13 protein-coding genes are annotated in these 19,036 nt (G+C 61.2%); 12 read left to right on the top strand and 1 reads right to left on the bottom strand.

The annotated features are described in order from the left end of the window. Positions 1-23: 23 nt before the first annotated feature. Both C3B78_RS08815 and C3B78_RS08820 read left to right on the top strand, forming a co-directional pair. Complete coding sequence (locus C3B78_RS08815) at positions 24-1,856, top strand: sigma-54-dependent Fis family transcriptional regulator (RefSeq protein ID WP_104997737.1); 1,833 nt, start codon at positions 24-26, stop codon at positions 1,854-1,856. A 187-nt stretch (positions 1,857-2,043) separates the two neighbouring features. Beyond that, complete coding sequence (locus C3B78_RS08820) at positions 2,044-3,516, top strand: APC family permease (RefSeq protein ID WP_104997738.1); 1,473 nt, start codon at positions 2,044-2,046, stop codon at positions 3,514-3,516. A gap of 107 nt (positions 3,517-3,623) precedes the next feature. Here the strand turns inward: C3B78_RS08820 and C3B78_RS08825 are convergent, their stop codons facing one another. Beyond that, the gene (locus C3B78_RS08825; protein WP_104997739.1) at positions 3,624-4,808 is read right to left on the bottom strand and encodes a Gfo/Idh/MocA family protein; all 1,185 of its coding nucleotides are present in this window, start codon (positions 4,806-4,808) and stop codon (positions 3,624-3,626) included. Positions 4,809-4,992: 184 nt separating this feature from the next. Here C3B78_RS08825 and C3B78_RS08830 point away from each other — a divergent pair, with 184 nt between their 5' ends. The 10 genes from C3B78_RS08830 to C3B78_RS08880 all read left to right on the top strand — a co-directional run bounded on the left by C3B78_RS08830 (position 4,993) and on the right by C3B78_RS08880 (position 19,036). After that, positions 4,993-5,757, top strand: coding sequence for an SDR family NAD(P)-dependent oxidoreductase (locus C3B78_RS08830; protein ID WP_104997740.1), 765 nt, complete (start codon positions 4,993-4,995; stop codon positions 5,755-5,757). 54 nt (positions 5,758-5,811) lie between these two features. Next, complete coding sequence (locus tag C3B78_RS08835) at positions 5,812-7,572, top strand: IlvD/Edd family dehydratase (RefSeq protein ID WP_104997741.1); 1,761 nt, start codon at positions 5,812-5,814, stop codon at positions 7,570-7,572. A gap of 63 nt (positions 7,573-7,635) precedes the next feature. Then, entirely contained in the window at positions 7,636-8,619 is a 984-nt protein-coding gene (locus C3B78_RS08840; RefSeq protein ID WP_234005558.1) for a D-2-hydroxyacid dehydrogenase, read from the top strand. 145 nt (positions 8,620-8,764) lie between these two features. After that, positions 8,765-10,228, top strand: coding sequence for an APC family permease (locus C3B78_RS08845; protein ID WP_104997743.1), 1,464 nt, complete (start codon positions 8,765-8,767; stop codon positions 10,226-10,228). 37 nt (positions 10,229-10,265) lie between these two features. Next, positions 10,266-11,273, top strand: a complete 1,008-nt coding sequence (gene iolG / locus C3B78_RS08850) for an inositol 2-dehydrogenase (protein WP_104997744.1) — start codon at positions 10,266-10,268, stop codon at positions 11,271-11,273. A gap of 641 nt (positions 11,274-11,914) precedes the next feature. Next, positions 11,915-12,802 (top strand): ATP-binding cassette domain-containing protein, encoded by an 888-nt coding sequence (locus C3B78_RS08855; protein WP_234005559.1) that lies wholly within the window; start codon positions 11,915-11,917, stop codon positions 12,800-12,802. Next, on the top strand, positions 12,799-13,797 hold the full coding sequence (locus tag C3B78_RS08860; RefSeq protein ID WP_234005560.1) for an ABC transporter permease: 999 nt from the start codon (positions 12,799-12,801) through the stop codon (positions 13,795-13,797). Before C3B78_RS08855 ends, C3B78_RS08860 begins: the two co-directional genes overlap by 4 nt. 65 nt (positions 13,798-13,862) lie before the next feature. Beyond that, entirely contained in the window at positions 13,863-14,831 is a 969-nt protein-coding gene (locus C3B78_RS08865; RefSeq protein ID WP_104997746.1) for a sugar ABC transporter substrate-binding protein, read from the top strand. 125 nt (positions 14,832-14,956) lie between these two features. Next, the gene (locus tag C3B78_RS08870) at positions 14,957-17,890 is read left to right on the top strand and encodes an FAD-binding and (Fe-S)-binding domain-containing protein (RefSeq protein ID WP_234005561.1); all 2,934 of its coding nucleotides are present in this window, start codon (positions 14,957-14,959) and stop codon (positions 17,888-17,890) included. 480 nt (positions 17,891-18,370) lie between these two features. Continuing rightward, complete coding sequence (locus tag C3B78_RS08880) at positions 18,371-19,036, top strand: TetR/AcrR family transcriptional regulator (protein WP_104997749.1); 666 nt, start codon at positions 18,371-18,373, stop codon at positions 19,034-19,036.

Below are 19,036 nucleotides of genomic sequence, written 5' to 3' on the forward strand. Positions count from 1 at the left end.
CCATTGAGAAAGCAGGCACTGGCATGGCTTCTAAAGACGTTTCATGGCTCCATGCGACTTCTTCATTGCGCGTGGGCTGGAGCTCCAATGCGGAGATCCAGTCGCTCAGGGATCGCTTCCTGGCCGCGCCCGAGGCTACGGACCTGAGCAGTCTGCGACCCGTTATTGCCCGATCATGGCAGCGGAGCCTGGCCTGCAATGTGACCGCCGCCTCACCCTTTCTGCAGACGGCGACCCACCAGGCTGACGAGCAGCTGCTCGCTGCCGCGGAACCCGTCTTGACCGAACTCGAACGTCTGTGCAGCGACTCCGGGGGACTGGTAGTGCTCACTGACGCCGAAGGCACATTGGCTGTCTTCCGCGGCGATGCCACCGAACGTCGGAAAGCGGAGCGGTTGTTCCCGAGCCTGGGAGCGCGGATGGCGGAGGACCTGGTTGGAACCAACTCCGACGGAACTGCTCTTGAGGAGGGCGAAGCAGTACAGGTCTGGGGCGCCGAACACTTCCATGAGGCGCTCCAGAACAGTTACTGCACGTCCGCTCCAATCCGTGACCCGATACGTCGATCCGTTCGGGGTGTCCTGGGCCTGATGTTGCCCGAGAATCTGGCCCGCAGCACGGATCCCGGTTCCGTTCTGTTGACCGTCCACGGAGCGGCCGCAGACATCACCAGGAGGTTGGCAGAAAGGCTGGCGGCACGGGAGCAGGCGCTGATGTCCGAATACCTCAAGGAGATCCGGAAGCGAGGGGCCGATGCGGTGGTAGCCATGGACGAGCGCACCACGATCGCCAGTAGGAGTGCCCTAAGCATGCTGGACCCAAGCGATTTCGCTGTACTCGCGTCCCTGGCACGGGAAGCAGAGCAGCGGAACGGCCTATCACAGCATCGCTTGAATGTCAGCACTGGCAGCGAGGTGCAGCTTCACATCCGTCCCATGGAATTCCGCGAGCCAGGTTCCGGCGGAGCGTCCGTAGTGCGTGTCCAGCTGCCCTCCGCCAACCCGAGTACGCGGGCGGCGTCAGCTGTACGTGAACCCCAAGCACAGTTTGACGGGATGATTGGAACCAGCCGTGCATTCAAGAGGTCCCTTGGCGCCGCGGCCGCAGCCGTGAGCCGGCGGATGCCTGCCTACATAATCGGCGAGCAAGGCAGCGGCAAGCGCACGTTGGCGGAAGCCATGGCCAAGCGCCTGTCACGGGAGACCCGCCTATTCGACTTCGCTCAGCGGCAGCGCGGGGCGGTCACCATTGACGACGTCGATTCGGCCTTGGAACAGGGGGCGGCGGTCATCCTCCACCGCGTGGACAAGTGTCCCTTGCATGTTCTGGAGGACGTGGCCGCCTTGCTCAAGGTCCTGGAGCAACCTCAACTTATCTTGACCGCCGGCGCCGTCAGCGATGATCTCTTGCCGTTACTTTCTGCGCTTAGGGGCATTGAGGTAGGTATGCCACCTCTTCGTGACAGGCGCGAGGACGTCGTAGGTCTGGCGTCGCACTTGCTCAGGAAGGCACTGGGAAGGGAAGTCCGGATGTCACCGAAGCTGCGGGATGCGCTGGTAGCCGCGGACTGGCCGGGCAACGTGCGGCAGCTCCGCGACCTGGTTGAATCTGCTGCCACGCGTTCCCTGCGCGGCGAACTGCACCTGTCGGATCTCAACGCGGTTCAGCTGCGCGGACTGGGCACCGTGCCGCTCACCCGCTTGGAAGAGGCGGAACTCCAGCAGATCAGGGCCGCACTCGCTGAGGCTTCCGGTAACCGGGTGCGGGCCGCTGTGCTGCTGGGGATCGGCAGATCCACGCTTTACCGCAAGATCGAAGCATACGAAGCCAAAGGGTTCGATCTGGCGCTCGGCTGAGGTTTTGTCTGCCCAGGATGCATCATCCTGACACAGTTCAGGTGGAGTTCGTCGATCAGAATCTAGAAACTGACGGGGAACCCGCTTGACGCCACCCGCCAGTTCACAACAGCAGGACCAGCCGGCTGGCCTTTCACCCGACACAGTGCGAGTCAACGACGACTCCACTCCTCCGAGGAGAACACACGTGAAACAAGAACTCCCCGTCCAACGCGCAGCAGCGGACAATTCAGAAGACCATGAAACCCGATCGTCCATGTACCAACTGAGGGGCCGGATGGGAACCACCGGGCTGCTCTTCACGGTGCTGGCCTTCACGGCTCCCTTGGGCGTCGTCTTCGGCTTTGTCTCAGTTAATATCTCCTTCGGGATAGGGGTGCCGGTCGCTTTCGTCGCGGTTGCTGTCCTGATGGCACTCTTTGCCATGGGGTTCACGGGAATGACCAAGGCCATACCGCGGCCAGGTGCGTTCTACACCTACATCCGTGAGGGTTTGGGCCGTCCCCTCGGCCTGGGCGGATCCTTCCTTGCGTTGGCTACTTACGGATTCAATGTGACCTCCTGCATTGTCGTTTCAGGCATCGCAGTGAACAACCTGCTCGGCGCTTTCATGGATGTTGTGACCACACCCTGGTGGTTATGGAGCATGGTGATGTTCGGCATTGCGTGGGTGCTGAGCTACTTCAACGTGGAGCTCTCCGCCAAGGTCCTCTCCGTCATCCTGGCAGTCGAGGTCCTTTCGGTAGCGATTTTTGACGCGGTCATCATCGCCAACGGAGGCCCGGAGGGTCCGTCCTTCGAGCCTTGGGATCCGACCAACCTGTTCACCCCGACCATCGGTGTCCTCCTGTTGTTCAGCATCGGAGTGTTCAACGGATTTGAAGCGACGGCCATCTACAGGGACGAGGTCAAGGAACCGGCCATCACTATTCCCCGGGCCACCTTCCTGGCGGTTGCGTTCCTGGGCATTTTCTACGCCATCTCGGCGTTTGCCCTGATCCTGTCAACGGGAACATCACAGGCAGTGGCCGCAGCCCAGACGGACCCTACGGCGATGATGCCTGACGCGCTGCTGCGCTACTTTGGAGCCTTCGCGAACCAGGTCATCGGCATCCTGCTGGTCACAAGCTTTTTTGCCTCAGGTCTGTCCCTGCAGAACATCCTGTCCCGCTACACTCATTCCCTCGCCGTTGATGGCATTTTTCCGCAGTCGATCGCGGCGGTCCACCCCAAACATGGCTCTCCCCACCGCGCCGCAGTGTCAGTTGGTGCCGTTCTCCTGCTTGTCCTGCTTGTCCTGGTACTGTCGGGCGGCGATGAGAACTCCCTGTACGCGGCGGCCGCAGGCGTTGCTTTTTATGGAATGCTGCTCCTGCTCTGCCTGACTGCCGTTGCCGTCATTGTTTATTTCCGCAGGAACAGGTCGTCGATGTCGTTCTGGCGGACGCTGATCGCTCCGATCGTCGCCCTAGTAGGGATTGGGTTCGCTTTGTTGACAGCGTCCTTCAACATGGAGCTGCTGGTGGCAGGAGATCCACTCCTGCTGACAGTCTCGCTTCTAATTCCATACGTGTCGATCGCGGTCGGCGTCTTCGTGGCGCTGGCCCTCCGAAGCCGGAAGCCGGACACCTACATTCGGATCGGACGCGCCCTGGACTAGGACAGGATGCGGAGCAGCACCCATAGTGTGCAAGCACGACAAAAGGAGGCCGGATCGTGGTGATCCGGCCTCCTTTCATCGTCCGAAGCCATCAGGAGCCCGGAAACTCAGGCCCCGTACGTCGTGTGCCCTGAAACTTCGGGAATTTCCACCCAGTTTCCGGAACTGGCGCTGCGCAAGGAAGCATCCACCAGTTCGGAAGCTGACCAGCCGTCAGCTAGCGAGGGGCCGAGTTGCTTGCCTTCGGCCACCGACCGCAGGAACAGTGCAGCCTCGATTGTCTTCAGGTCGTTGAATCCGATTCCCGGGCCCGGGCCGGGCTGGAAGCGACCAAACTCTCCAAAGGAAGGCGGGGTCATGATCGTGCGGTAGCCGCTGCGGTCAGTCGCCAGCTCCAACTGGTTCATCCGTTCGAAATTCCAGCGCAGGGATCCTTCCGTGCCGTACACCTCGATGGTGTATTCGGCGTGCGGACCGATCGCGACGCGGGTGGATTCGAACATGCCGATCGCGCCGCCATCGAAGCGGGCAAGCATGGCGGTGTAGTCCTCGTTCTCAACCTCGCGGGTGACGTCCGAGGCCTGGCCCATGTCGAAGGAATTGGAGGAGTTGCCGGCAGGCAGCGGCCGGTCCTTGATGAACGTCTCGGTGACGGCATTCAGCGACGTTATGCGGCCCACCAGGAACTGGGCGAGGTCGAATCCGTGGCTGAGGACATCGCCCAGCACACCGGATCCCGCACGAGCCTGCTCGTACCGCCAGGTGAACACCTGGGTGGGATCCGAGGCGTAGCCGGTGAGGAGGCGGATCTGCACGTTGGTGATGCGGCCCAGCGCGCCGGACCGGATGAGGCGCCTGGCTTCCGCCACGGCGGGTGCATGCCGATAGTTGAAGCCTACGGACGTGATGAGGCCGGCCGCCTCAGCTCCCTGGGCTATCTCGCGGGATTCCTGCGCGCTGCGCCCCATGGGCTTCTCGATCCAGAAGTGCTTGCCGGCCTCGATGGTGGCCAGTGCGATTTCATGGTGGAGAAAGTTCGGGGAGCAAATGGACACAACGTCCACGTCCGGGTTCTCGAGTACCTTGCGGTAATCCGTGGCCGTTTCCCTGTAACCAAGCGCGTCCTCGGCATGATGGCGGCCCGCATCATCGGGGTCCGCTGCGATCACCAACTCGGGATGCCGGGGCAGTTCCGGAAAGAACTGTTTGGTGGCCAGGTACGCGCGCGAATGCAACCTACCCATCCATCCGACCGAAATCAGGCCAACCCCAATGCGGTTCTGCTGTTCCAAAAGGACTCCTTAGTTTGTCGCTCTCGGCGGTGCTGTGCCGCAGATTGACGGCGGCATCTGATGATCAGCCTAGGAACGTTGGCGGTGTGTGCTGTGTCTCAATCTGAGACACCCGGAGGCAGGGGAGCGCTGTTTTAGTGGAACGTACTAGTCCGCTACTGCCAAGCAAGAGGAGCCGTCGCCGATGGACCGAGATCAACAACTTCGAACGGAATCCCTTCGGGTCCTCATCACCGGTGCCACGTCGGGTGTTGGGGAAGCGACCGCAAAGCTTTTCGCGAAACGGGGAGCCCGGGTGGCGCTGCTGGGCCGGCGTTCTACGGAACTGCAGCGCGTGGCTGAGGAGATCGACTTCGGTGCACACACCGTCGTTGCCGATGTCTCCGATGCCGCCGCAGTCAAGAACGCCGTCCGGGGTGCGATCTACGCGTTGGGCGGCTTGGACGTCGTGATCAATGCTGCGGGTGTGGCCGGGCACGTTGCTCTGGAAGACCTCAACGACGAGCGCTGGCACGAAGTGCTGGAGACAAACTTGTCCGGCACTTTCTTCGTTGCGCGGGAAGCCGCGCTCCACATGCGGCGGTCAGGAGGAGGCTCGATCGTCAACGTGGCATCCGACCTCGCTGCCATGGGCATGCCGGGGCTTGTTCATTACTGCGCGGCCAAAGCTGGTGTTGTGGGACTGACTCGCGCCCTGGCGCTGGAACTCGCACCCCTTGTCCGCGTGAACGCCGTTTGTCCAGGGCCGATTGATACACCCATGGTGCGTGAGGGCCTGGCAGCGGCGCCGAACCCAACGGAAGCCCGGAGCTTGAAAGAAAGCACGGTGCCGCTAAACCGGCTCGCGGATCCGGACGAGGTGGCAGCGGCTATCTATTTCCTGGCTGTGGAAGGAACTTTTGCTACCGGAACCAGCATGGCGTTCGACGGCGGCACAACAGCTGCGTAGGAACGCCCCAATTTACCTGTCAAGAGCGAACAAGCCCAAGGAGTTTTAAAAGACATGGAAGAGTCGAACTACAAGGACCTCCGGAGCGCGCGATGGTTCGCACCGCACGACCTCACCGGATTCGTTCACCGAACAGCGATCCAGGCAGAGGGCTTCTCGCGCTTTGCCCTCAAGGACAAGCCCGTCATCGGCATCGCCAACTCCTGGTCGGAGCTGGTCAACTGCAACATCCATTTCAAGCTGCTGGCAGACGCCGTCAAGCGCGGCGTTCTCATGGCCGGTGGTCTACCGCTGGAGTTCCCCACCATTTCCTTGGGTGAAAGTCTCATGAAGCCGTCGGCCATGCAGTTCCGAAACCTCATGGCCATGGACGTTGAAGAGTCCATCCGCGCCTACCCGCTGGACGCCATCGTCCTCCTGGGCGGTTGCGACAAGACAGTCCCGGCTCAGCTCATGGGGGCCGCCAGTGCAGATGTTCCAACCATCATGCTGACCGGCGGGCCCCAAGAGCCCGCACACTTCCGGGGGAAGCAACTTGGCGTCGGCACGGACACCTGGAAATACGCAGATGAGCTCCGCGCGGGGAAGATCACCGAGGCGGACTTCGACGAGCTTGAATCGGCTGCGAAACCTTCTGCCGGACACTGCAGCGAGATGGGCACAGCCTCCACCATGACGTCCCTCGTCGAAGCGCTCGGCATGTGTTTGCCGGGCACTGCGTCGATCCCTGCGGTAGATGCGCGTCGCGCCCAAGCAGCGGAAGCCACCGGCCGCCGGGCAGTGGAAATGGCCCTGTCACAGGGGCCAAAGCCCACCGAAATATTGACAAAAGAGGCCTTCGATAACGCAATCACCCTCCTGATGGCTGTGGGTGGTTCCACCAACGCCGTGGTGCACCTTCTGGCACTCGCAAGGCGCGTCGGCTATGAGCTGCCATTGGACCGCTTCCATGAAATCTCCCAGCGGACCCCTCGCATTGTTAACGTCCGTCCGTCCGGCGAGTACTTGGTGCAGCAACTGTTCCAGGTTGGCGGCATCTCCACCGTACTCAAGGAACTGGCGCCTCTGCTGAACAGGGACGCACTCACGGTCACCGGGGAGTCCCTTGAGAAAGGCTACAGTTCGGCCCCCGAACCTGACGGAGTCGTGGTCAGTACTCTCGAGGCCCCCTTCGATGCCTCCGGAGGCATCGCCGTCGTCCGTGGCTCTCTGGCACCCAACGGAGCGGTCATCAAAAGGAGTGCTGCGTCCAAGGATCTGCTGCAGCACAAGGGCTCAGCCGTGGTCTTCGAGGACATTTACGACCTGGGACGCAGGATTGACGATCCAGACTTGGACATTACCGAAGAATCCGTTTTGGTCCTGCGCAACAGCGGGCCTGTAGGAGCTCCCGGCATGCCCGAATGGGGCATGCTTCCCATTCCCGAGAGGCTTCTGCGCCGCGGGATCCGCGACATCGTCCGCATATCCGACGCCCGGATGAGCGGCACCGCCTTTGGCACCACCGTGCTGCACGTGTCTCCGGAGGCCGCCGTAGGGGGACCGCTGGCGATTGTTCGGGACGGGGACCCCATCGTGCTCGATGTTGAGAACCAGCGGCTGGACTTGGACATCCCTGCAGAAGAGATCGAGAGCCGGCTGGCAGAACTCAAGCTTCCGGAACCGAAGTACCGGCGCGGCTACGGACGGCTCTTCATCGATCACGTGAACCAGGCCGACGAAGGTTGCGACTTCGACTTCCTCAAGGGCCTGCCGGACGAGGAGCCACAACGCTTGCCATACGGCCTGATGAGCGGTTGGCAGGGCGGCTGGTAAACGGCTGCAAACACAAGAACAAGCAGGGGCTGCTCCTAGGCGCGGACCCGGGAAGGGGAAAGTGTGTCAAGACCAAAAGTGATGGTAATTGTCCAGGAGGGCCGCCCCCGCCCTCCTGTTGAACGGTTGGAAGCCGAGGCAGACGTCGTGGTGGTGCGCACCGCGGACGAGTTCCGGGCCGCCCAGCCCGGCGCCGAGATCCTGTTCCTGAACGACTTCAGGACCAATCTCCTGCGTGAGGTGGGGCCGGGGGAGCTGCGGTGGATCCACACGTCAAGCATCGGCGTTGACAGCCTCATGACCGATGAAATCATCAACAGCAACATCGTTGTCAGCAACTCCCGCGGCGTGTGCGAGCGGCCCATCGCAGAGTGGGTCCTGGGCGTCCTGCTGATGTTCACCAAAGACCTGCGCCGCACCATAGAGCTGCAGCAGGCGCGCACCTGGCAGCACCGCGAAACCGAGCCTCTGCTGGGACGTAAAGTCGTGGTGGTGGGGCCGGGACCGGTTGGCCGCGAAACCGTCCTCCTCCTGCGAGCTGCAGGAATGGACGTTAGCGTTGTGGGACGGTCTGCCAGGAATGATCCGCAGCTGGGGTCCATCTCCGGCTTTGATGAGCTTGACCAGCTTCTTGGTCAGGCCGATGATGTAGTGCTGACCCTGCCGCTCACATCAGAAACCCGTGGGCTGTTCAACTCGTCGCGGTTCCGCAAGATGCGGCCCGGGGCGCGCCTGGTCAACGTAGGCCGCGGGGCGGTGGTGGTGGAGCAGGACCTCCTTGACGCCCTTGACGCCAAGCACCTGGGCGGGGCGGCACTGGATGTGTTTGAACATGAGCCCTTGGATGCGGGGAATCCGCTGTGGAGCCGTCGGAACATCCTCGTCTCCCCGCATGCCTCCGGCGACCTGATTGGCTGGCGCGGAAGAGTAGTGGATTGTTTTGCACGTAATCTCAGACTGTGGAAGGCCCATGAGCCCCTGCAGGACGTGGTGGACCTGAAGAAACTTGGTCCGACTACTCCTGCTTTGGCGTCTGACGCGCCCTAAATGAAGGCATTCCATGGGGTATTCCGAAGTTCTGGAAACAGGACCGGAATGCCCCATGGGATCGCGTGTCCCAAGCTGGTACAGTGCTCCCACGATCCGCGTCGGTAGTGTGATTCAGCACTCAAAATTTCGTGACGAGGATTACATGTCAAGCACAACAAGAGGTACGACGAAAACGCCGACCCAGACCCAGGACCACAAGCTCAGCGGCAACATGGGCGTGGGTGAGCTCGTGATGAACGTGCTCGCCTTTTCCTCTCCGCTGACAACAGTTGCAGGCACCTTGCCTGTGATGCTTCTTTTCAGCGGGCACACGGCACCGGGCATCTACCTGCTAGTGACGCTCATGCTGCTGATCTTCTCTGTGGGCTTCGTGAAAATGAGCCGCAGCGTTGACGCGCCGGGCGGCTTCTACTCGTTTGTCACGGCCGGTCTGGGTAAGCCGGCAGGTCTTGGAGGTGCGCTGCTGGCCCTCTTCGGATACGTTTTCATTGGTTTCTTTGCACCCTCGCTTTTTGCTTTGACTCTCCAAAGCTTCGTGGTGAACACGTTGAACGGGCCCGATATTCCTTGGTACTGGTATGGGCTTGGCATCATCGGTATCACCACACTCCTGGCTTATCACCGCATTGATCTCTCCGCGAAGGTCCTCACGGTCGTCATGCTGCTGGAATCGGCAGTTGTGGTCATCTTCGACGTCGCCGCTTTCGCCGCAGGATCCGGAGAGGTGGTACAGGGCATCGGCTTCTCTATGCCGTGGATTACGGATGCCGGGTTGGGGCTGGCACTGCTGTTCGCCGTCGGAAACTTCTTCGGGTTTGAAGCGACAGTGATCTACCGGGACGAAGTCAAGAATCCGGACCGCACCATCCCCCGGGCCACCTACATTGCGGTAGTGGGAATCGGGCTGTTCTACGCCGTGGCGGCCTGGGCCTACACCACATTCATTGGGGCAGAGAAAGTTCAGGGTGAAGCTGCCGCCAACACCGTGAACCTCTTCAATGACGGCGCCACGGTCCTCGTGGGCAAGATCTTCGCGGACATTGCAGTGGTCCTTCTCATCACCTCGATCCTGGCTTCGATGCTTTCGATCCAGAACATCGCCGCCCGGTACAGCTTCTCGCTGGCGGCCGATGGGGCGCTGCCCTCCGCGCTCGGCCGGGTCCACCCCCGCCATAAGTCGCCCTACGTTTCGGCAGCGGCAGTTGGCATCCTGTGGGCCGCGGCTACACTGATTTTCACCGTGGTGGGAGTTGCTCCCGAGATGCTGTATCCCATTGCCAGCGGCAGTGGAACCTTTGCAGTGCTGCTCTTGATGTTCATCACGAGCTTTGCTGTTCTCGTCTACTTCGTCCGCCGTCGCAGCTTCGCTCCAGAGCCGGTCTGGAAGACCATAGTTGCTCCCATGATCAGCGTGGTGTTCCTGGGCCTGATCACCTACCTGGCAATCACCAATTATCCCGAGCTCATCGGTGGCTCGGCCATCATGACCGCGATCTTTATGACATTCACCTTTGCCCTGTTCTTTGGCGGCATTGTTTATGCATTCCTGCTGCGGTCCAAGCGCCCGGACATTTATGCCCGCCTGGGCCGCCAAAAGACTGATTGAAATTCCCTTTCAAGATACACACGTTCGGAGATCTGCAATGACGCAACAGCTCAGAATTGGCTTGTTCGGGACCGGACGCATCGGTCAGGTCCACGCGCTGAGTTTGGCCAGCTTGGAGGAAGCAACACTCGCCTGGGTCTGTGACCCGTTCGTAGAGGGCGCCAAAAAGACAGCCGCCGAATTCGGTGGTCGCGTAAGCGATGACCCGGAGGAAGTCTTTGCCTCAGGAGAAGTCGATGCCGTCATTGTTGCCTCACCAACAGCGACCCACGTGGACCTGGTGGAGAGAGCCATTGATGCCGGTGTGCCCGTGTTGTGCGAGAAACCCATCGACCTGGAAATTTCCCGCGTTGACGCGATCCGGGCTAAGGCTGCTGCCGCGGATGTCCCCATTGCCTTGGGTTTCAACAAGCGCTTCGACAGGCACTTCGTGGAACTGAAGCGCCGTGTGGGAGCTGGCGAGATCGGTGCGCTGGAACAGCTTGTCATCACCAGCCGAGATCCGGGAGAACCGCCGGCAGCCTATGTCAGGCAGTCGGGCGGCATTTTTCGGGACATGACCATCCACGACCTGGACATGGCGCGGTACTTCATACCCGACATTGTCGAGGTGTCGGCGCGCGGCGCGAACGCCTTCAGCGAGGACATTCGCAATGCTGGCGACTTCGACTCGGCAGTGGTTACCCTACGCGGGTCTAAGGAAGAGCTCGTGACCATCGTGAACTCACGCCACGCAGCCTACGGCTACGATCAGCGCATTGAGGCCTTCGGTCCAGCGGGCTTGCTCCAGGTGGGCAATAAGAATGACGCTCTCGTTCGGCACTGGGGAGCCAGAGCGGTCGAAGCGATCGGCCCTTACCAAAACTTTTTTCTCGAGCGGTACGCGGAAGCCTACCGCCTGGAGGTGGCCGAATTCCTGCGGGCGGTACGCGGTCTGCCTTCGCGGAGCCCCGGCTTCGAGGACGGCCGCGCAGCGCTGATCCTGGCCGACGCTGCAGAGAAATCCGCCCGGACTGGGGTCGCGATAGAAGTGGTCCTTACCTAGAGGAGCCAACAATGCCGCTTGCCCTGGGCCGCGGTGTTTCGCAACAGCATCTCCGGCCCAGGGCAAGCTCTTCCCCGCTGATCACCCAGAACCAACCGAATCAGCGGCGGGGCGGTGAGCCGGTGTCGGCACGGCTCTGGAGACCTGGGCGTTACGGCTGAATGCACGTCGACGATACGGTTGTCAGAAGGCAGGGACAAGGGCCGCGGTCTGCTCGCGAAAGCCGGGCGGGGTACCGCTCGTCGGACACGTAGAGGACAGGTCCCAGGGACGTCATGTGGATTGTCCCGGGGGTGTGCGTCGACTCCTCCACACGAGCTCGGCTACAGCCTGAAATAGGAAGTGTGCCGGCGTCCCCGCCGAATCCCGGGTCAGCGTGGCTGCTTGAAACCGCTCTGAATTGAAACGATCCACGCTGATTCTCCGGCGCTTCATTTCGCTGTTCCAAATTGGCACACATGCCGCATTCTTGAATCCGTCAAAGTTCAAGTAAGTGAAACAGTGTGGTGGGGGTCACGCAATAAAGGGATTCTTTTCAACTACCCCTGAACTGCAGGATCAAACTAAGACAATTTGATCGACCGCCGCCGCTTAAGTTGTTTCACCGGTTCATTTGCATAGCCCAATCGAACGAGGATGAGATGACCGACGCACCACCGGCGACCCCTCCACTGGTCGCCCTTAAGGACATACATAAGACATTCGGGGCGGTGTCCGCTTTGCGCGGCGTCAGCATCGATGTCCAGCCCGGCGAAACTTTCGCGTTGCTTGGCGACAACGCTGCCGGCAAATCAACGCTTATGAAGGTACTCACGGGCGTTTACCAACCCGATCGGGGTTCCATCGAGCTCGACGGAAAAAAGACGGAGTTTCCCACCCCCTCAGCTTCCCGTGACCAGGGGGTCGAGATGGTGTACCAAGACTTTGCCTTGGCAGACAACCTGGATGTCCGTACCAACATCTTCTTGGGACGGGAACCGCAAAAGAACATCCTCGGTCCCTTCCTGCGGATCATCGACCGCAAGAAAATGGAAGTCGAGACCAAACGGGTGCTTGAACGCCTGGACATCCCCATCAACCCCCGGCTCAAGGTCAAGCGGCTCTCCGGGGGCCAGCGACAAGCGGTCGCGATCGGGCGGGCACTGGCCTTCGATGCCCGGCTGATCATCATGGATGAGCCCACCGCCAACCTTTCAGTCGCGAAAGTGGACAAGCTCATCGAGGTGACCCAGCGCCTCAAAGACCTGGGAATAGCCGTCATCATCATCACGCACCGGCTGGACGAAGCCTTTGCCGTGGCCGACCGGTTCGCCGTCATGCGCCAGGGGCAAGTGGTGGGCCGCTTCCGGGTGGGAGACGTCACCGAGTCCCAGGTGGCACACCTCATTTCCCACGGCACGTTGGACGACTACGTTGACGACGGTGGCGGCATACCCGAGGAGCGACGCAAGATTGGCTCCACCTCATCCCTGCCCGTTGTCAACGCAATGGCAGCACCCGGAACGACGATCAACGGGAGCGACTCGTGACCCTGACATTGGATAACCTCAAGACAAAGCTGGGGCCCGCGGACCTGAAGAGCGGGTCGACCGCCACCAAGGTCAAGCGCTTCGTCGGGGACTACGGCATCCTCGTGTTCTTCGTACTGATTATTGCCTTCCTGACTTTTGCTGCTCCCAACTTCCTCACCCTGAACAACGTGGTCAACGTGGTCAGGCAGTCGTCCATCATTGGACTGATCGCCTTGGGAATGACGTTCATCATGATTACCGCGGGCATCGACCTCTCAGTCGGCTCCATCGTGGGCCTGGCGGGCATGACGTTTGCGTTGCTCGCCCCCGCCAGCGGTGGGGCGTTCTGGTTGCCGTTGATAGCGGGTCTGGGCGTTGGCCTGCTCGTGGGATTCCTGAGCGCGGCGATGGTGGTGTGGGGCGCCATCTTGCCCTTCCTGGCAACGCTTGCCACGATGGCCATAGCCCGCACAGCGGCCCTGGTCATCACGGATGGTCAAGTGGTTTCCGGCCTGAGCGGCCCTGCGGAATGGCTGGGGTCTGGCTTCGTCGGTCCCATTCCCGTCCCGGTGATCATCTTTCTGCTGGCCGCAATGATCTGTGAGTTTGTTCTGAGCCGTACCAAGTTCGGTTCACACGTCTATGCAGTCGGGGGAAACGAAGAGTCGGCCAAGAAAGTGGGAATCTCCACCAGCCGAGTACTTTTCACTGTTTATCTCATCGGCGGTGTCACCGCCGCACTGGGTGGCCTTGTCCTGACTGCCCGTCTGGATGGTGCAGCGCCGGTGGCCGGTACCGGCTACGAGCTTCAGGTGATCGCCGCCGTCGTGATCGGTGGGACGAGCCTCTTCGGCGGCGTCGGCACCATCCGTGGAACCGTCATCGGGGTCCTCCTGTTGGGCGTCGTGATGAACGGCATGAACCTGCTGGGCGTCTCCTCCTACTACCAGCAAGGCGTGCAGGGCATCATTTTGGTGCTCGCAGTCCTCCTGAACCGGTGGAAGTCGGACTGACCGAACCACCCCAAAACAAGGAAAAAACTCCTTGCGTACAGTCAAAACCCCCGAAAGGAACAACCATGCGAATGGAACGTAAAATCGCCGCAGCGCTAGCCATGATGGCAGCAGGTGCCCTCACCCTGACAGGATGTGCCGGCAGCAGCAATGCAGGCAACAGCAGCGGGACGGACAAGACCTACAACATTGGCGTTGTAGTGCTTGACCTGCAGGACCCGGACCTGGCCCACATGACCGACGCGATGAAGAAGACGGCCGACGGAAAGGGCGTCAAGCTGAACATCACCGACTCCAAGAAAGATGTCGGAAGTGAACTAAACCAGGTAGAGGACCTCCTCACCCGCCAGGTCGACGCCATCATCATGCAGCCCCTGGACGGCGAAGCCAGCCAAAATGCGGCAAAGCGGGTCCTCGCCGCCGACATCCCGCTGTTCATCCTGTCCACAGAATTCGCAGAGGGTGCGGACGTTGGATACAAGAGCTACATCGGTGTAGATGACACCGTGGCCGGTGAAATGCAGGCCGAGTACTTGAACAAGACGCTTCCTGAAGGCGGCAACATTGTGTTCGCCGCCGGAATTTACGGTGCGTCGTGGACGGATCGCCGCAAGAGTGGCTTTGACAGCAAGATCAACGACAACTTCAAAGTGGTTGCGGAGTTCCAGGCCAAGGGCAGCCGCGACGACGCCAAGCGGAACATGGAGGATACTCTTCAGCGCTTTGGTGCCGGCCAAATCGATGCCGTGGTTGCCAACAACGACGAGATGGCCATTGGCGCGGCCTCGGCCATTGCTGACGCTGGCCGCACTGCCGAGTTCAAGGCGGTAGTTGGTGTCGACGGCACGGAACCGGCACTGCAGGAAATCAAGGCAGGAACTATGTCGGCAACGGTCCGCCAAGACTCTGCTGGCCAGGGTGCCAAGGCAGTTGAGGTTGTCACTGACTTCCTTAATGGCGGAAACGTGGAGAACCGATACACGCTGCCGTTCACGCTCATCTCCAAGGACAACCTTTCCGAGTTCTTGAAGTAGGCAGTTCCATCAATCCAACGGGCACAGCGGATGCATCCGCTGTGCCCGTTCTGTTTTGGCACACCCCCGATTACGCCGCACCTGCCTACACTTCCTGCGGACCACTACGAATGGAGAATTCGACCATGCCCAACGACGACGGTGACACGAAACTGAGGCAGCTGCTCGCCAGGTTGAAGGATCACGGCATCGAAGTGGACGACTCTTCCCGAAGGCGCTCTGAGTACTCCTATGACGCATCGAACTACCGCGTACGGCCAGCCGCCGTCGCCTTCCCAAAGAACGTCGACGACGTGCGAAACGTTTTGCGGGCATGCTCGGCCGCAGGTGTACCGACCACCGCTCGTGGCGGGGGAACCTCGATGGCGGGAAACGCAGTAGGCGACGGTTTGGTGATCGACCTTTCCCGCCACATGACCACTGTGGAAACCCTCGATGCCAGCCAGGCGACGGTCTGGACAGACGCGGGGGTTGTCCTTGGTGAGCTGCGCGCGCAGGTTGAAAAGACCACCATAGGCAAGCTGACATTTGCCCCGGACCCTTCTTCTCTGACGCGCGCCACGGTAGGGGGCTCCATCGGTAACGACGCCTGCGGAAACCACTCAGTAGCATATGGCCGCATGACCCATCACGTGCAGGAGGTGGAGCTGGTCACGGCCGACGGCGCGTATCTCAGGGCAGGGCGGGATTTCCTTCGCGCCGTCGACGAAAACGACGTCCATTCTGTTGCCCGGGCGAAGGAACTGCTGGAAGGCCTCCAAGCGCTGGCGAAAGCACATCTGGCGGTCCTCCGGAAGGAGCTGCAAACCATTCCCCGGCAGGTCTCCGGGTACCATGTGGGCCACCTGCTGCCGGAACAGGGTTTCAACGTGGCCAGTGCACTGGCAGGCAGCGAAGGTACGTGCGCCATCGTTGTGCGGGCCAAGTTGGGCCTTGTGCAAACGCCCTTGGCCACCGCGCTGCTGTGCCTTGGCTACGCGAACACTATCGATTCCGCGCGTGACGTGATGACCATCCTGGCCGCAAAGCCGAGTGCGATCGAGGGCCTTGACGTATCGATCGTGGACATCATGCGGCACCGCAGGGGAGCGGCCAGCGTGGAGTCATTGCCGGACGGCAAGGCCTTTCTCCTGGTCGAGTTTTCGGATGACACCCTTCAACAGGCGGCCGCCTCCTGTGAAGACCTGGTTGATAAGCTCAGCGTCGACGGCCGGGTGATTGACCATTCGATCGTCACGGAACCCCTGGAGCGGGCCGCGCTGTGGAGGGTGCGCGAAGACGGCGCAGGGCTCTCGTCGAGACGGATCGATGGAGTGCAAACGTGGCCCGGCTGGGAAGATTCTGCGGTTGCACCGGAGCGGCTTGCTGACTACTTGGCTGACTTGCTCCCACTGGTAAAGAAGTACGGCTATACGGCCTTTATGTACGGCCACTTTGGTGCAGGGTGCGTCCATATGCGGTTGGATTACGATCTGCGCAGTGACTCCGGGCGCAGGGTATTCAACGACTTCACCCGCGAAGCGGCCAAGCTGGTTGTGGCCCATGGCGGCTCGCTGTCCGGGGAACACGGTGACGGTCGCGCGCGTAGCGAATTACTTGAGGTGATGTACTCCCAGGAAATGATGGGCATCTTCAAGGCCTTCAAACGCCTCTGGGATCCGGCAGGGGTCCTCAACCCCGGAATCATCGTCGACCCGGAACCTTTCTCCGCCTCGCTGGCCTTGGAAGGAGTAGTTGCACCCGGCCCCACCCACGATCAGCTGACCGTAACCCCGGCTGCCGCTACTGTCACCTCCGGAGACCGTACTCTCCTCCCGGTGGCGAGTCCGTTCGTCGGGAACACCCACGCATGCATCGGTGTAGGACGGTGCCGGTCCGCCACTGGCGGCTTCATGTGTCCCAGTTACCGGGCCACGAAGGATGAAAAGGATTCAACCCGCGGCCGGGCCCGGGTGTTGCAGGAACTGACCCGGACCCAAGGCAGCAGCCAGGACGGCTGGTCAAGCCCGGAAGTTCGGGAAGCACTTGACCTCTGCCTTTCCTGCAAAGCCTGTTCCGCCGACTGCCCCACCGGCGTGGACATCGCCGAGGCCAAGTCGGAACTGATCGATGAGCATTACCGCGGGCGCATCCGGCCCTTCACTCACTACTCCATCGGCTGGCTGCCGCAGTGGCTCCCGCTGCTGACCTGGGTGGCACCCCTGGCCAACGCGGGGACAGCATTTCGCCCCTTCCGGCTTGCGGGGGAATGGTTGGGCATCAGTGCGCGACGGCGGCTTCCGGCTTTTGCAACGACCGGCAGAATCCGGCGACAGGTGCGGGAAGCCGGGTTCACGGCCAACGCCGACGTCCTTCTGTTCATCGACAGTTTTACGCGCGCCTTCCGGCCCGAGGTCGTCCCGGCTGCAGCCCGGGTGCTCCGCGACGTCGGCAACTCCGTTGGGTGTACTCCCGATGCTTGCTGCGGGCTAACGTGGATCTCCACCGGGCAACGCGATGGCGCCCGAAAGCGGCTGACCAGGCTGATAGGCAAATTCGACGACGGCACGGACCGGGATATCGTTGTCCTCGAGCCCAGCTGCGCCGCGACCATCCGTGATGAAGGTCCAAAGCTGGTAGGCGGCGCGGCCGCCGCCAGGGTCGCGGCAAGAGTCCGCTCGTTCTCCGTCGCTGTTGACGAAGCCGTCGAACACGGGTGGAAGCCCACGGCGCTGGCCCCCGAGACAGCTGTGCTGCAAACCCACTGCCACGAGCACGCCGTATTCGGTTCAGGTGCCCAAAAACGCGTCCTGAAAGCCTGGGGAGTTCCGAACCTCGTGGAATCCTCCTCTTGCTGCGGCGTCGCCGGCAACTTTGGCTTCGAGGCGGAGCACTTTGACATGTCCATGAAAGTCGCCGAGCACTCCGTCATCTCGGCTCTCGCAAAAGGCGACTCTGATGCCCTTGTACTCACCGACGGCTTCAGTTGCGCCATGCAGGTCTCGCAGATAGACCCCGGGCGCTCGAGCCAGCACCTCGCCGTGGCATTGGACCCTGACAATGCCAGCGGGGGACAGTAGGTGGAATACTTCGGAATTTTCCTCATTTTGGTAGCGGCCGGGTTGGGCTTGATTGGCCCACACTTGAGCAGGCCCGCCCGTCGACCGCAAAACTTGGCCAACATCCGGGGCATCCTTTTTGTGCCGTCGGGCCCAGCAGCCTTTCTAATCGCCGTGTCCGGGTTCTTTATCTTCGTCATGAACATCGGCTCACGATGAGCCGGCCTCATAAGCAGGACGTGTGGGCATGCCAAAAACCGAAACGATTGATTGAGCGCCGAGACGGATGCTCGCGGAGTACCCATAGCGCGATATTTGAAAGTGATCCGACATCGGGGGATTCCTCTCTGGTCAAGATTCCTTGTGCCGCGCATAGCGGCGCCTTCTTAACACCCGCCGAGATTTCGATTGGGCAGTAGGTGTGCCTGCGCCCGGGGGAGTACTGCCGACCTAACTATCGTTAGTTATGATGGAGGCATCAACCAGCCCTGTGAGGATGAAGTGAACAATTCGCCCCGCGAGCAGGCCAACGCTGCTGTCAGAGATTTCCTGTCCAGCCGCGATTGGTCATCTCAGACACCCGCCCGGCAACGGATCCTTGGGGCGTTCCTCCGCCTCGCTACTGCCAATGGCTTCAATTCAGTGACCATGAGGACGTTGGGCCGGGAACTCGATATGAAGGCGCCCAGCCTGTACTCAAGCTTCCCGCACGGCAAGGACGAAATTGTTGCCGAGTCGCTCCGTTGGTTTACCCACCGGTTCGCCCGCGACCTCCTGATAGCAGTCGAAGCCACCACGACGCCGGAGGAGTACTGGGCGGCCCTTGTCCGTTTCCACCTCGCCCAGCAGTTGCAACGGCCCGAGGCGGATCTCTGGGACCTCCTGGTTGCAACTGACCGGGTGGCCCGCTTCCTCAGCGACGAGGTGTGCGAGGAAGTGGCGTCTTGGATGACGCTGCACGAGGACATGTATGCGGCTGCCGCCGGTGAGATGGGCTTCCCGCTCTCCAGGCAGACCACCCGGGTGATTTTTACACTCCTTGACGGTGCAGGACGCTGGGCTGCATGGAGCGGCAGCGACGCGGAACTTGAAATCCTCCTGCAGCACGCCGTGGCCCTGAGCCGCTCCATTCTTGAAGTTGGCACCAGAACCCAAGCCTTGACCTAA

The organism is Arthrobacter sp. PGP41 (assembly GCF_002953935.1).
Classification (GTDB): domain Bacteria; phylum Actinomycetota; class Actinomycetes; order Actinomycetales; family Micrococcaceae; genus Arthrobacter.